This is a genomic window from Frigoribacterium sp. ME-P-080 (assembly GCF_030209595.1).
GTDB lineage: Bacteria > Actinomycetota > Actinomycetes > Actinomycetales > Microbacteriaceae > Frigoribacterium.
Map to the genome: position 1 here is coordinate 19,373 of NZ_JARVRR010000007.1, position 14,453 is coordinate 33,825.

At 72.5% G+C, this 14,453-nt stretch carries 12 protein-coding genes; 6 read left to right on the forward strand and 6 right to left on the reverse strand.

What is annotated here, in order from left to right; all coding sequences use genetic code 11:
* Positions 1-127 precede the first annotated feature (127 nt).
* The 4 genes from QRN23_RS12055 to QRN23_RS12070 are packed head-to-tail and all read right to left on the reverse strand — an operon-like array spanning position 128 to position 5,775.
* The gene (locus QRN23_RS12055) at positions 128-2,500 is read right to left on the reverse strand and encodes a beta-xylosidase/alpha-l-arabinosidase (RefSeq protein ID WP_285063653.1); all 2,373 of its coding nucleotides are present in this window, start codon (positions 2,498-2,500) and stop codon (positions 128-130) included.
* A 41-nt stretch (positions 2,501-2,541) separates the two neighbouring features.
* A complete protein-coding gene (locus QRN23_RS12060) occupies positions 2,542-3,447 on the reverse strand; it encodes a carbohydrate ABC transporter permease (RefSeq protein WP_056047129.1) in 906 nt (301 codons plus the stop codon).
* Positions 3,444-4,478, reverse strand: a complete 1,035-nt coding sequence (locus QRN23_RS12065) for a carbohydrate ABC transporter permease (protein WP_056047131.1) — start codon at positions 4,476-4,478, stop codon at positions 3,444-3,446. The genes QRN23_RS12060 and QRN23_RS12065 overlap by 4 nt, the downstream gene beginning before the upstream one ends.
* A gap of 10 nt (positions 4,479-4,488) precedes the next feature.
* Positions 4,489-5,775, reverse strand: coding sequence for an ABC transporter substrate-binding protein (locus tag QRN23_RS12070; protein WP_285063654.1), 1,287 nt, complete (start codon positions 5,773-5,775; stop codon positions 4,489-4,491).
* Between the two features lie 147 nt (positions 5,776-5,922).
* On the opposite strand from QRN23_RS12070, the gene QRN23_RS12075 reads away from it, so the two are divergent.
* The 3 genes from QRN23_RS12075 to QRN23_RS12085 are packed head-to-tail and all read left to right on the forward strand — an operon-like array spanning position 5,923 to position 8,358.
* Positions 5,923-6,930: a LacI family DNA-binding transcriptional regulator gene (locus QRN23_RS12075; RefSeq protein WP_123571912.1), complete on the forward strand. Its 1,008-nt coding sequence runs from the start codon at positions 5,923-5,925 to the stop codon at positions 6,928-6,930.
* A gap of 58 nt (positions 6,931-6,988) precedes the next feature.
* Positions 6,989-7,645: a PWWP domain-containing protein gene (locus tag QRN23_RS12080; protein WP_277959856.1), complete on the forward strand. Its 657-nt coding sequence runs from the start codon at positions 6,989-6,991 to the stop codon at positions 7,643-7,645.
* Positions 7,642-8,358: a hypothetical protein gene (locus QRN23_RS12085; protein ID WP_267658897.1), complete on the forward strand. Its 717-nt coding sequence runs from the start codon at positions 7,642-7,644 to the stop codon at positions 8,356-8,358. Before QRN23_RS12080 ends, QRN23_RS12085 begins: the two co-directional genes overlap by 4 nt.
* Before the next feature lie 279 nt (positions 8,359-8,637).
* On the opposite strand, the gene QRN23_RS12090 is transcribed toward QRN23_RS12085, so the two are convergent.
* Positions 8,638-10,008, reverse strand: a complete 1,371-nt coding sequence (locus QRN23_RS12090) for an SLC13 family permease (RefSeq protein WP_200412467.1) — start codon at positions 10,006-10,008, stop codon at positions 8,638-8,640.
* 117 nt (positions 10,009-10,125) lie between these two features.
* Positions 10,126-11,487 (reverse strand): homoserine dehydrogenase, encoded by a 1,362-nt coding sequence (locus QRN23_RS12095; protein ID WP_285063655.1) that lies wholly within the window; start codon positions 11,485-11,487, stop codon positions 10,126-10,128.
* Between the two features lie 167 nt (positions 11,488-11,654).
* Here QRN23_RS12095 and otnK point away from each other — a divergent pair, with 167 nt between their 5' ends.
* Genes otnK through QRN23_RS12110 form a run of 3 tightly spaced genes read left to right on the forward strand, consistent with a single transcriptional unit; the run spans position 11,655 to position 14,409 of the window.
* Positions 11,655-12,917 carry a 3-oxo-tetronate kinase gene (gene otnK / locus QRN23_RS12100; protein WP_285063656.1) on the forward strand — a complete coding sequence of 421 codons (1,263 nt, stop codon included), beginning with the start codon at positions 11,655-11,657 and terminating at the stop codon, positions 12,915-12,917.
* The gene (locus QRN23_RS12105) at positions 12,914-13,591 is read left to right on the forward strand and encodes a class II aldolase/adducin family protein (RefSeq protein WP_056047156.1); all 678 of its coding nucleotides are present in this window, start codon (positions 12,914-12,916) and stop codon (positions 13,589-13,591) included. Before otnK ends, QRN23_RS12105 begins: the two co-directional genes overlap by 4 nt.
* A 20-nt stretch (positions 13,592-13,611) precedes the next feature.
* On the forward strand, positions 13,612-14,409 hold the full coding sequence (locus QRN23_RS12110; RefSeq protein WP_056047159.1) for a DeoR/GlpR family DNA-binding transcription regulator: 798 nt from the start codon (positions 13,612-13,614) through the stop codon (positions 14,407-14,409).
* Positions 14,410-14,453: the final 44 nt, after the last annotated feature.

Consider the following 14,453-nt stretch of genomic DNA (forward strand, 5'->3'; position numbering starts at 1 on the left):
GCCTCCCGCCGCCCCGCGACGCGACGAACCCCGTTCACGAAGACGAACCACGAGAAATCGGGGTTCATCTTCGTGAACGGGGTTCGGGGCGCAGGAGGCGCGGGCCCGCGACCCGAGGAGGCGCGGGTCAGCGCCCGGCGCGCGTCCCGATCTCGACGCCCACGATCCGCTCGTCGGCGATCGTCACGGGGTACACGTCGCCCGTCAGCCGCACCATCGCCTCGGCCTCCCGCTCGGCGCACGAGCCGCCGACCCACAGCTCGACGTCCCCGGGCTCGACGACCCGTCGGTGCTGCCGGTCGGTCAGCGCCAGACGGGTGGTGGGGACGCGGAATACGACCCGCGCCTCCTCACCGGGTCCGAGCGCGACGCGCGCGTAGCCGAGCAGCTGCGCGACGGGCCGGGTGACCGAGCCGACGACGTCGTGCGCGTAGAGCTGCACGAGGTCGGTGCCGGGGCGGTCGCCCGTGTTGGCGACCGTCACCGAGGCGACGAACGAGCCACCCGCCGGCACCTCGGCCGAGTCGACGACCAGGTCGGAGCGTCGCCACGAGGTGTACGACAGCCCGTGGCCGAACGGCAACACCGGCGTGCTGTCGGCGCTCGTCACCTCGGACGGCCCGCCGAGCACCGGGTGCAGGTACGAGAACGGCTGCGCGCCGGCCGACCGTGGCAGCGACACGGGTAGGTGCCCGGACGGCTCGACGCTGCCGGTCAGGACGCCGGCGACGGCGGCCCCGCCCTCCTCCCCCGGGAAGAACGCCTGGACGACGGCGGCGGGCGCCCCCGCACCCGACACCGCCCACCCGATGGCGTACGGCCGGCCCGAGAGCACGACCATGACGGTCGGCGTACCGGTGGCGACGACGGCCTCGACGAGCTCGCGCTGCACCCCGGGCAGCTCGAGGCTCTCGACGTCGTTCCCCTCGCCGACGGTGCCCCGGCCGAACAGGCCGGCCCGGTCGCCGACCACGACGACCGCGACCGCAGCGCCCCGGGCGGCCTCGACCGCCGCGTCGATGCGTGACCGGTCGTCGCCCTCGACGTCGCAGCCGGCCTCGACGATCACGTCGGCGGAGGGCAGCTCGATGCGCAAGGAGGCGGCGACGGTCGGCAGGTCGATGCCGAGCGGCACGCCGGGGTGGTGCGCCAGCACGTGGTTGACGAACGAGTAGCAGCCCATCAGGGCCTCGGCGCTGTCGCCGTTCGGGCCGACCACCGCGACCGACGCTGGTCCGGTCCCCGCGACGACGGCGCCACCGGTGGCCCCCGCCGCGCCCCGCACGAGCGGGAGCACGCCGTCGTTCGTCAGCACGACGACCGACTCGTCGGCCAGTCGCCGCGCGACGGCCCGGTGCTCGGCCGAGTCGAGGTCGATCGCGGTCGGCGGCGGCGTCTCGAACGTCTCGTCGAGCAGCCCGAGCTCCTCCTTCTCGGCGAGCACGCGGATCACCGCCCGGTCGACCAGCGCCTCGTCCACGTCTCCGGCGCGCACCCGCTCGGCGAGGGGCGCGAGGTAGGCGTCACCGGTGGGCAACTCGACGTCGATGCCGGCCTCGAGGGCCAGCGCGGCGGCCTCGCCCCGGTCGGCCGCGACGGCGTGCATCACCTGCAGGAACGCCACCGAGAAGTAGTCCGACACGACCACGCCGTCGAACCCCCACCTGCGGCGCAGCACCTCGGTCAGGTACGACGGCGTCCCGGCGACCGGCACCCCGTCGATCTCTGCGTACGAGTTCATCACCGACCGCACCCCGCCGTCGAGCACGGCCATCTCGAAGGGCGGCAACAGCACGTCCTCGACGAACCGCGGTCCGACCTGCGCCGGTGCGTGGTTGCGCCCCGCCGCCGAGGTCGAGTAGCCGACGAAGTGCTTGAGCGTCGCGTGCACGCCGGCCGCCTGCAGCCCCTTCACGTAGGCGGTGCCGATCGTGCCGACGACGTAGGGGTCCTCGGCGATGCACTCGTCGACCCGACCCCAGCGGGTGTCACGGATGACGTCGAGTACCGGCGCGAGACCCTGGTGCACGCCGAGGTCGCGCATGGACCCGCCGATCAGCCGGGCCATCTCCTCGACCAGCTCGGGGTCGAACGACGCGCCCCAGGCGAGCGGCGTCGGGAACGTCGCGGCCTGCCAGGCGGCGAGGCCGGTCAGGCACTCCTCGTGCACCAGCGCGGGGATGCCCAGTCGGGTCTCGTCCCGCAGGCGGCGCTGTTCGCGCCACAACCAGGAGGCGCGCTCGACGGGGTCCACCGGCCGCGTCCCGTAGACCCGCGTCAGGTGCCCGAGCCCGTGTCGGGTCGCCTCGACGTAGTCGCCCGACGTCGCCATCTCGCCCTGCATCGGGGCGACGTTCTCGGCCCCCTGGTCGACCCACCAACCGACCAGCTGGGCGAGCTTCTCGTCGAGGGTCATCTCGGCCAGCAGCGACGCCACCCGGTCGGAGGCGCGGGGTTCGCCGACCGTGAGGGCCTGCGGTCGGTGAGCGGTGTCGGTCATGTCGGCTCGCGCCTCCTGGTCTGTGACGGTGTCGGTGGCGGTCATCCCTTGACCGCCCCGGTGAGCCCGCCGACGATGCGGCGTTCGAAGAGGCTGAAGAAGATCAACGCGGGCAGCATCGAGAGCGCCGTGAAGGCGAGCACCCGTGCCGTGTCGACCGAGTACTGCGACGAGAACGCCTGCACGCCGAGCGGCAGGGTGAACGTCGACGGGTCGTTGAGGATGAACAGCGGCAGCAGGTACGAGTTCCAGGCGCCGATGAAGGCGAGGATGCCCACCGTGATCACGCCGGGCAGCGACAGCCGGACGACCATCCGGAAGAAGAAGCCGAGGCGGCTGCAGCCGTCGATGAACGCGGCCTCCTCGATCTCGTCGGGGATCGCGCGGAGGAACGGCACGAGGATGATGATCGTCGTCGGCAGGGCGAAGGCGATCTGCGGCAGGATGACGCCGGCCAGCGAGTTCGTCAGGCCCAGGTCGCGGATCACGAGGTACAGCGGCGTGATCGCGACGGTCATCGGGAACATCAGGCCCGCCGCGAAGAGCGCGTAGAGCACCCCGCGACCGGCGAACCGGTACCGCGCCAGGACGTAGCTGGCGGCCAGGCCGAGCGCCACCGTGCCGATCGTGGTCGCCCCGGCCGAGATCAGCGAGTTGCCGACCTGTCGCCAGAACGTGCCGCCGGTCAGGACGTCGAGGTAGTTGCCGACCTGCCACGGGCTCGGGAACCCGGACGGGTCCGTCGTGATCTGCGCGTTGGTGCGGAACCCGCCGATCACGATGAACGCGACGGGCGCGAGCATCGCCACGATGACGACCACCGCGACCACGTACGCGACGCCGCGGCCGGGGTCGGCGATGCCGCGCCTCCTGCGGGTCGACGGCCGGGGCGCCGCGGGCGCGGGGGTGCCGCCGCGGGGGCGGGCGGGCAGGGTGCTGGCGGTCATCGTTCTTCTCCTGCGGTGGTGGCGGAGGTCGTGACGGCCCCGGCCGTGTCGCGTCGCAGCACGAAGCGCTGGTAGACGAGGGCGACGACGAGCGAGATGAGGAACAGCACGACCGCGACGGCGTTGCCGTAGCCGTAACTGCCCGAGGTGCGGCCGTTGGCCACCATGTAGGTCGCCATGGTCGACGTGCCGGCGGTGGCCGCGATGTACTGACCCCAGATGATGTAGACGAGGTCGAACAGCTGCAGCGAGCCGATGATCGACAGGAACGCCCAGATGCGCAGCGTCGGTCCGAGCAGCGGCAGCGTGATGCGGCGCTGGATCTGCCACCAGCTCGCGCCGTCGATCGCCGCGGCCTCGCTGAGCTCCTCGGGCACGCCCTGCAGCCCGGCCAGGAAGAGGATGACGGCGAAGCCGACGTACTTCCAGGTGATGATGACGAGCAGGGTCCAGATCGCGATGCTCGGGTCGGCGAGCCAGTCGGTCGCGAACGAGCCGAGGCCGACCTTGGTGAGCAGGTCGTTGACGGCGCCGCTGCCCTGGAGCATGAGGCTCCAGCCCGTGCCGACGACGACCTCGCTGATGACGTAGGGCACGAAGATCAGCACGCGGATGAGCGACTGACCGCGCAGCTTACGGTTGAGCAACAGCGCGAGCCCGATGGCCACCGGGCCCTGCAGCACGAGCGAGAGCACGACGATCGTGGCGTTGTGCCGCAACGCGTCGAGGAAGGTCGGGTCCTGGAAGATCGTGACGTAGTTGCGGAACCCGACGAAGTCGGTCGGCGGACCGAAGCCCGACCAGCTGAAGAAGCCGTAGTAGGCGGCCATCACGATCGGGAAGACCACGAACGCCAGGAACACGACGAGGGCGGGACCGACCAGCAGGGCGATCTCGAGGCCGCGGGCGCCACGCCCCTTCCGGGACACGGCCCGGGAGGCCGCCGGGGGCGAGGCGAGTGCCTCGCCCCCGGCGGTGGCGTGAGGCCGCGAGGGTGCGGCGGGCCGCACGGAGGGTTCGCGGAGACTCACGATCCGACCTCTACGCCTTCTTGGCGGCGGCGTCGACGGCGTCGACGAACTGCTGCGGCGTGCCGTCACCCGAGAGCAGGTCGACCACGGCGACGTTCATCGCGTTGCCGACGTTCAGGCCGTAGACGGTGTCGAGCCACTGCGAGACGAAGGGGGCGTCGTTGTAGGCGCTGAGCACGTCCTGCAGGTAGGGCTCGGTGACGGCCTCCTGGGCGACCGTGTTGACGGGAGGCGCGTTGAAGGCCTTGTAGTAGGCCGTCTGCACGTCGGGGGTCGCCAGGTAGTTCAGGAAGTCGACGCACGAGTCGGGCGCACCGGCCGAGCACGAGTACCCGTCGACCCCGCCCATGATGGCGCCGGTCTCGCCGTCGCCGCCGTCGACGGCGGGGAAGGGGAACCAGCCCAGGTCGGACAGCGGCTGCTGGTCGGGCGTGAGCGAGGCGATGACGCCGGGGTTCCAGGCACCCATGAGCTCCATGCCCGCCTGGTGGTTGGCGATCAGGCCGGCCGAGCTGCCGGCGCCCTGCTGGGCCGCCGTGGTGAGGAACCCGTCGTTGAACGGCTCGGTGTCGCGGAAGTCGGCGAGGTCCTCGGCCGCCTCGACCCAGCAGTCGTCGCTGAAGTCACGGTCGGTCGCGGCCTTCTCGAGGACGTCCGAGCTGCACGAGCGCAGCGCGAAGAAGAAGTACCAGTGGGCGGCGGGCCAGGCGTCCTTGCCACCGAGGGCGACGGGCGAGACGCCCGAGCCCTTCAGGGCGGTGACGGCCTGGTCGAGCTCGTCCATCGTCGTCGGGGCCTCGGTGATGCCGGCGGCGTCGAAGAGGTCCTGGCTGTACCAGAAGCCCCCGGGGAGCACGGCGACGGGCATCGAGTACACCTTGCCGTCGACCGAGCCCGACCCGAAGGTCCCCTCGCTGATGTCCTGCTTCGCGTCGTCCGAGATGACGTCGGTGAGGTCCTTGACCTGTCCGGCCGAGACCATGGCCTGGAGCTTGCCGCCGCCGCGCTGCAGGAACACGTCCGGGGCGTCGCCCGAGTTGAGGGCGGTCTGCAGCTTGCTGTCGAAGTCCTCGTTCTGCACGGTCTGGACGTCGATCTTCACGTCCGGGTTGGCCTTCTCGAAGTCGGCCGCGGTGGCCGTCCAGAAGTCCTGGCCGGGGCCGGTCGTCGAGTTCTGCCACAGGGTGAGCGTGCCGTCGTCGGACCCGCTTCCGCCCCCGGTGCTGCAGCCGGTCAGCAGTCCCGCTCCGATCAGCAGGGCCGCAGACCCGGCCAGGAGCCGTCGAGATGTGGTCATGGTTCCACCTTTTCCTCTTCGTTGAGCGGCCGTGGTCGGCCGAGCGTGCCGTGCTCCGATGCGCGGCATGGCCTCAGTGTCGAAAACGTCGGGGACGGTGTCAAACGTTTTCGAAAACCATTTCCGTCGGGCTAGGCTGCCGACGTGATGACGGCACGGGTGACGATCCACGACGTGGCACGAGCTGCCGGGGTGTCGGTCGCGACGGTGTCCAAGGCGGTCAACGGCCGCTACGGCGTCTCGGCCCAGGCGATCGAGCGCGTGATGGCGGCGGTCGACGAGCTCGGCTACGAGTCGAGCCTGGTGGCCAGCAGCATGCGGGCCCGCCGCACCGGGGTGATCGGCGTGCTCGTGGCCGACTTCGAGCCGTTCAGCTCGGAGGTGCTCAAGGGGGTCGGGGCGGCCGTCCGGTCGCGGGGCGCCGAGTACGACCTGCTGGCCTACAGCGGGGCGCACCGCGGCGAGAACACCGGGTGGGAGCGTCGCTCGCTCAGCCGGTTGAGCGGCACGCTGATCGACGGCGCGATCCTCGTCACGCCCTCGGTGCTGACCACCGCCGCGAGCATCCCCGTGGTGGCCGTCGACCCGCACACCGGGCGCACCGACCTGCCGTCGGTCGAGGGCGACAGCCGGGGCGGGGCGCTGCTCGCCGTCGAGCACCTGCTCGGCCTGGGACATCGGCGCATCGGCTTCCTGGCCGGGCGTCCCGACCTGCGCTCGGCGTCGTTGCGCGAGGCGGGCTACGTGCAGGCGCTCCGGGCGGCCGGCATCACCCGCGACCCGGCGCTGACGCGCAACGGCGACTTCGAGTTGACGGCCTCGCGCCAGGCGGCCCGCTCGCTGCTGACGAGCCCCGACCGGCCGACGGCCGTCTTCGCCGCCAACGACCTCTCGGCCATCGCCCTGCTGCGCACCGCGCTCGACCTCGGCCTGCGGGTGCCCGACGACCTCAGCATCGTCGGGTTCGACGACATCCCCGAGGCCTCCCGCGAGTCGCCTCCGCTGACCACCGTGCAGCAGCCGATGCAGCGGCTCGGCAGCGCGGCGGCGGGCATGCTCTTCACGATGCTCGAGGGCGGCGAACCGGCCGCGCCCGAGGTGCAGCTGCCGACGCGGCTCGTGGTGCGCGGGACGACGGGGCCGCCGCGCGGGTGAGCGCGACCTGCTCCTGCTCTTCCACAATCATTCGCGTTCGCGTACGGTTGTGCACACCATGGCCGAACTGAGCGCGTCCGAATACGCGAGACGTCACGACATCTCGACCCGTCGTGCCCAGGCGGCCGCAGCGGCCGGACTGCTCGACGCCCGGTGGGTCGGCGGACGATGGCTGATCGACGACGCCGTTCCGCATCGACGGCAGCCCGGCCGACCGCTCTCGCACCGGTCGGCCGACGCCCTGGTGGCTCGGCTGACCGGTGACCCCGACTGGGCCGTCGGATTGTCGCCCAGCGAGCGGGGCCGGACGCTCGCCCGGATCGACGAACTCCGGCAGGGCACGACGCCGTCCGACCGCCTCGCCCTCTGGCTACGGACCGCCCACCCCACGGCCCGGGGGTTCGAGGCACCCGCGGCCGACCTCCCCGATCTCCGACTGGACACCCGGCTCACCCCCGGGGGCAGCAGCGACGAACGCTCGGGCATGAGCGACGGCGGCAGGCTCGAGGCACACGTGTCCGCCGCCGATCTCGACGCCGTGGTCCACGAGTACCTGCTCGTCCCGTCCCGCCGACCGAACGCCGCCCTGAGGGTCCACGACGGCGCCGCACCGCGCCCGCTGCCACTCGGAACCCTCATCGCGGACCTGGCGACGAGTGCCGGACCACGAGAACGGGCCGCCGCCGACAGGTTGATCCGCGAGGGCTCGCGATGATCGTCGCGCCCACGCTCCGAGCCGCCCAGGCCGACGCCTGGCACGCCCTCTTCGAGGTGCACGAGCGCCTGCCGGCCGGCTGGGCCGTCGTCGGCGGCCAGATGGTCCAGTCCCATTGCTGGGAGCGCGGGTCGACGTCGGCCCGCCCCACGAACGACGCCGACACCGTGCTCGACGTGAGGGCACATCCGACGATGCTGCTGCGCTTCACGACGGTCCTGCGCGACTGCGGATTCGTCGCGGACGGCCAGAGCTTCGAGGGCCATCAGCACCGCTGGGTCCGGGGCGAGGCCCAGATCGACGTCCTCATCCCCCGCTTCCTCGGCGAGCGCGCGTCGTCCCGTCGCGGGATCACCGGCGGGACGACCCTGGCCGCACCCGGTGCCCAGGGCGCCGTCGACCGAGCGCGCGTCGTAAAGGTCCGGGTGAACGGCCGCGACGGTGCCGTCCTGCGGCCGACCCTGCAGGGCGCGCTCCTCGCCAAGGCCGCGGCCGTCGAGATCCCGGGAGACGACCACACGCGACACCTCGTCGACATCGCCACCCTCGGGTCGCTCGTCTCCCGCCGGGATCGAGTGGCGACGGACGTCACCGAGACCGAGCGTCGCCGCATCCGTGCCGCCCTCAGCCTCATCGAGCGCGATCCGCTCATCTGCCGGGTCGCGGACGTCGACCCGATCGTCGTGGACCGGCTGCGCCTGGCCTTCGCCTGACGCCCCCGCAGACCCCGGTGTCGCCCTTGACACCAGAGTCCGTGCCGAGAGTTCGGGCTCCCGACCGTGCCGACGGTTCGGGCCGCCGACGGCGTGCCGCGACAGGGTCGGTCGGACACGGGGCACCCCAGGAGGCACCCGGGCAAGTCTTCGGAGCGGCACGCCTCCCCCGTTTGGGCGACGTCGAGAGAAAGACGGGAACGCAGGAGGCGCGGGTCACGCGACCCGCGCCTCCTGCGTCCTCGGGGCCGTCAGGCCCGGCCGACCAGGCCCGACCGCTCAGGCCCAGAGGAACGGCACCACGAACACCAGCAACGTGACGACCGGTCCGATGACCACCATCGAGAGGCCCCATCGGGTCAGGTGGCGGTAGAGGCGCGGACGGTCCTCTTCCACGCCCGAGGCGACGATGGTCGCGCCGGTCGTGCCGAACGGGGCGCAGTCGACGAGCGACGCGGAGATCGCCAGGGCGTAGATGAAGCCGGTCATCTCGAGTCCGCCGCCCGGCACGAGCAGGGGGACGGCGAGCGGGATGAGCGCACCCAGGATGCCGATGGTCGACGCGAAGGCCGACACGAGTCCGGCGATCACGCAGATGACGAACGCGGCGAGCAGCGGCGACGAGACCGACCGGGCGACCTCGCCGAGCTGGTCGATGGCACCGAGCCGCGTCAGCACGCCGACGTAGGTGATGATCCCGCCGAGCAGTAGGATGGTGTTCCAGTCGACGCGCGCCAGCGACGCCCGGCCCACGTCTGGCTTCACGAAGGCGAGGAAGACGGCGAGCGTAAGCGCCACGGCACCGAGGTTCAGGTCGACGTCGAGCAGCGTGATCGTGAAGAAGCCGACGATCAGCACGGGGATGCTCACGAGCACGACGACCTGGTAGGCGCCCAGCCGGGTGGCCGTGGCCGGCTCCGTCAGCACGGCCGTGCCGCCCGCACTGCGCCCCGTACCTGCACCTGCACCTGCACCGCGCCCGGCACCGCGCGTGCCGCCGGTCCCGCCGCCTGCCGTCGTGGCCCGGGCCGCGCCCGCCGCCCGGGTCCGGGCGATCAGCTCGCGACCGCCGAACAGGAAGAACGCGACCAGCACGACGAGCGTGTTGACGCCCACCGAGAGGCCGAACATGAGACCCGGGTTGTAGGGGATGCCCGAGGCCCGCGCCACCGTCATGACCGTGATGCCGTTGATGCTGGTCGGGGCGAGGGCGCCGCCGACGATGGCCGAGCTCATGACGATGCCCATCATCGTCGAGTGGATCTTGTGCTTGTGCGCCAGGCTCATCGCGATCGGCACGATCGTGAACGCCGCGTGCGACGTGCCGAGGCAGGCGACCAGCGTGCCGATGACGAACATCGCCCACGGGATCAGCGCCACGCGGTCGCCGATCAGCCCGACCGAGCGGTCGACCAGCCAGTCGACCACCCCGGTCTCGCGGGCGATGCCGAACAGGTAGGTGATGCCGAGCAGGATCAACAGGGCGTCGACCGGGAATCCGCCGAGGACGTCGTCCAGGCTCTCGCCCACGACGAGCACGCCGACGAGGAGGGCCGCGACGAGCGCCAGGGCTCCCATGTGCACGTTGCGGATCGCCGAGAGGGCGAAGACGGCCACGAGGACGATCAGCGCGACGAGCTCGACGCTCACGAGGTCGCCGCCGGGGTGGGTTCGGTCGGGTCGGGGGTGTAGGGCATCGTCGTCGATCTCCTGGTTCGGGGTGTCGCGGGTCGGGAGGGGGAAGGGGAAAGGTCGAGGAGGCGCGGGTCAGCGGCCCAGCGCGAGCCCGGCCCGGTAGGCCGCCAGCGCCGCCTCGGGCACGTCGGCGAGGTCGTCCAGTCGCACCAGGTCGCCGGGGGCCACGTCGGCCACGAGCCGCGCGCCGCCGAGCAGGTAGTAGGGCGCGATGCCGTCGTCGTCGGGGTCGACGATGACGGGGGCGACACCGGCGATCTCGTGGTGGTGGCCCTCGACGCGGAAGGCGGTGCCGGCCGACAGGGCCTCGCCGGCACGGGCCGCGAGGACCGTGTGCTGACGGGGCTCGGGCAGGCGTGACGTCCCGTCGACGGCGGCGACGATGCTCAGCGGGGTCTCGACGCCCATGAAGTGGTACGGCCAGTAGATGCAGGCGTGACGGCCGTCGCGGCTGACGACGTGCCCCTTGCCGCGCAGCGTCTCCCAGGTGACGGGGTCGCCGGTGCGCACGATCACGAACACGCCGCCGGCGAAGCTGGCCTCACCCGGCAGGCGGAGCATCGAGAAGACGTCGACGACGCCGGTGCGGCCGAGCAGACCGCCGTCCTCGCGTGCCGTGTAGAGGTCGGCGAGCTCGTCCGGGCGGGCGACGGGGTAGTGCAGGGCCTCCACGTCGGCGCGGGCGCCGGTGTAGAGCGAGACGACGTTCATCTCGCAGGAGTCGGCGGCCGCCGCCCGCTTGAGGCCGGCGACCGCCGCGGCACGCGCCTCGACCGTCGCCAGGGGGTCGTCGCCCAGGTCGAGCAGCGATGTCAGGGAGGGGGCGTGCACGGTCGTGCCGGCCTGGTCGACGACGCCCGTGGCCGGGTCGAACGCGAGGTCGTACTCGCCCGACTTGCCGAGGGCCACGACGTCGAAGCCGCACTCGAGCACCCACGCCACGAGACGCAACAGGTTCGCGGGCTGGTCGCCGTCGCCGGGCAGGTACCGCAGACCGGCCGCACGGGCCTTGGCGCTCAGCGCCACGCCGGCGACCGACTCGACCTCCTTGCTGACCATGACGACGTGCACCCCGCGGTCGAGCGCGGTGTCCGCGTAGCCGTGCCCGGCCTCGATGCGACCGGTGGCCTCGACGAGGACGTCGACACCGTCCCAGTCGACGGCCGAGGCGTCGGCGATCACGGCGATCGAGCCGGCCGAGACCGCCTCGGTGGTCGCCACCGCCGTCGACGGCGTCGCGACGGACGAGGCGGGCACCCCGAGCTCGTGGAGCATGGCCGTCACCCCGTCGACGTCGGGGTCGACGAGCTGCGTGGCCGTCAGGTCGGGCAGGCGGCGCAGCTGGTCGAGCAGCGTGCGGCCGTAGCCACCGTTCGCGCCGGTGAGGAGGACGCGGACCGGAGTCGCGCGAGACGTCGTCGAGTGGAGGATCACCGTTGTTCCCGTTCGTTCAAGAGGCCAGGAGCGGCCCGGGCGAGCATGGCAACTGTAGCGAGACTTATCAAATTGTCAAACATCACACCAAATAGTCACATAGACTGTCCTCGCCCACCCGCCCAGACCGAGGCGTCGTGAGCCCGCCCGCCACCGAGAGGTCCCGCATGTTGATAGGTGCCGTCGCCGACGACTTCACCGGAGCCACCGATCTCGCCTCGGGCTTCCGCCGCCGCGGCCTCGAGACGGTCGTCGTCGTCGACCCCGCCGCCGTCGAGCCGGCGACGTACGCCGGCGTCGACGCGGTCGTGGTGGCCCTGAAGACCCGCACGGCCCCGGTCGACGAGGCCGTCGCGCGGTCCACCGCCGCCCTGTCCTGGCTGGTCGAGGCGGGTGCCGAGCGGTTCGCCCTCAAGTACTGCTCGACCTTCGACTCGACCGACGAGGGCAACATCGGGCCCGTCCTCGACGCCTTCCGCGACCGGCTCGGGGTCGAGCGCGTGATCGTCGTCCCCGCGTTCCCAGCCAACGGCCGGACCGTCCGAGAGGGTCGCCTGTTCGTCGGCGACGACCTGCTCGAGGACTCGCCGATGCGTCACCACCCGTTGACGCCCATGACGCGCTCGAGGCTGCGCGACCTGCTCGCGCCGCAGACCCGGGCCACCGTCACCGAGGTCCCCCTACAGGACGTCCGCGCCGGGGCCGACGCCCTCCGTTCGACGGTCGACGACGCGCCGGCCGGCTATCTCGTCGTCGACGCGGTTGACGACGACGACCTCGTGACCATCGGCCGCGCGACGGCACACCACCGCCTCCTCAGCGGCGGCGCGGGCCTCGCCCTCGGCGTCGGTGCCGACGACGCCCCCGCCCCCGTCCTGCCCGCCGAGTTCTCGCACGTGACGGGGCGCCGCCTCGTGGTCTGCGGTTCGGCGTCCGCCGCCACCCGTGGCCAGATCGCCCACGCGGCGGCCACGCACCCCACGCGCAAGGTCGACCTCGAGGCCGCCACGACCGACCCCGCGGTCGAGATCGCCGAGTTGACCGCGTGGGTGCGCGGCCTCGACGCCGACGCGGTCCCCGTCGTCTACTCGGTCGGCGACCCGTCCGACGTCGTGGCGGCCACCGACCGCGCCACGTCCGACGCCACCCCCGACGCGGCGGCCCTGGTCGAGGCGGTCCTGTCGACCCTGGTGCACGACCTCGTCGCCGACGGCACCGTGGGGCGGGTCGTCGTCGCCGGCGGCGAGACCAGCGGCGCCGTCGTCACGGCGCTCGGGGCACCCGCCCTGGTCATCGGACCACCGCTCGGCCCCGGCGTCTGCTGGAGCGCCGCGACGACGAGCGGCGGCCGACCGGTCGCCCTCGTCCTGAAGAGCGGCAACTTCGGTGCCGCCGACCTGTTCTCGACCGCCTGGGAGGCCCTCTCGTGACCGCCACGACCACGAAGTCCGCGAAGACCGCGGCCGAACGACTCGTCGACGCCGGCCGCGCCCTCGTCGCCGCCGGTCTGAGCCCCGGCAGCTCGGGCAACGTCAGCGTCCGCGACGGTGAGCAGCTGCTGATGACCGGCACGGGCACCATGCTCGGGTCGCTCACGGTCGACGACCTCTCGGTGCTCGCCCTCGACGGCACGGTGCTCGCCGGCCCCAAGCCGTCGAAGGAGGTCGCCCTGCACCTGGCGCTCTACCTCAAGAACCCCGGGCACCGGGCCGTCGTGCACGTCCATTCCCCGTCCGCGGTCGCCCTGTCCTGCCTCGAGCCCTGGTCCGAGCACTGCGCCGTGCCCCCGCTGACGCCGTACTCGCTCATGCGGGTCGGCCAGGTCCCGCTGCTGCCCTTCGTCGCCCCCGGCGACCCGGCCATGGGGTCGTTGGTCACCGACAGTCCGCTGCCGTTCCGCGCCGCACTGCTGTCGAACCACGGCAGCGTCGTGAGCGGCGAGGACGTCGACCGGGCCGTCCTCGGTGCCGTCGAGGTCGAGGAGGCCTGCCGGATCGCCCTGCTGACCCAGGGCGCCGACCGCCGCCTCATCCCTGCCGACCAGGTGGCCGCCATCACCGCGGCGTCGGGCATGCCGTGGACGGGTCCCACCGCACTAGGCTGACCGACGCGAGAAAGGCCGACGTGTCCCCCACAGCCCCCCTCATCCCCGAGCAGCGGCGCGAGAGCATCGTCGAGCACCTGCAGCGCGAGCGCGTCCTGAGCTACCGGCAGCTGACCGACCTCCTCGGCGTCAGCCAGATGACGGTCCGACGCGACGTCGCGACCCTCGAGGACGAGGGGCGCGTCACGGCCACGCCCGGCGGGGCCAAGCTCACCCCGCGACTGCTGGTCGAGGCGAGCCGGGACGTCAAGCAGGACGTCGACGTCGCCCAGAAACGGTCCATCGCCCGCGAGGCCGCGGCGCTCGTGCGCGACCACATGACCGTCTACCTCGACGCCGGCACGACCGTGCAGGCCATGCGCGAGCACCTCGACGACCTCACCGGCCTGACGGTCGTCACCAACGACCTCGCGACCGTCCGGTCCTTCTTCGACCACCCCGACGTCGACCTCATCGTCGTCGGGGGCCGGGTCGACAGTGCGAACCAGTCGACGCTGGGGCGGCTGACCCGGTTGACGCTCACCGAGCTGTCGCTCGACCTCGCCTTCATCTCGTCGAGTTCGTGGGACCTCACGCACGGCGTCACCACGCCGGTCGAGGCCAAGGTCGAGGTCAAGCGGGCCGCGCTCGAGGTGGCCGAACGCTCGGTGCTCGTCGCGGACAGCTCGAAGTACGGGCGCTTCGGCAAGTACCGGGCCCTCCGCCTCGCCGAACTCGACACGATCGTGACCGACGACCGCCTGGGTGACGAGGCGACGGCGGCCCTGGTCGACGCCGGTCTGGACCTCGTGGTCGCCGCCCCGGGCGAGCCCGCCTGACGCGAGTTCCCAGGGACGCAGGAGGCGCGGGTCACGCGACCCGC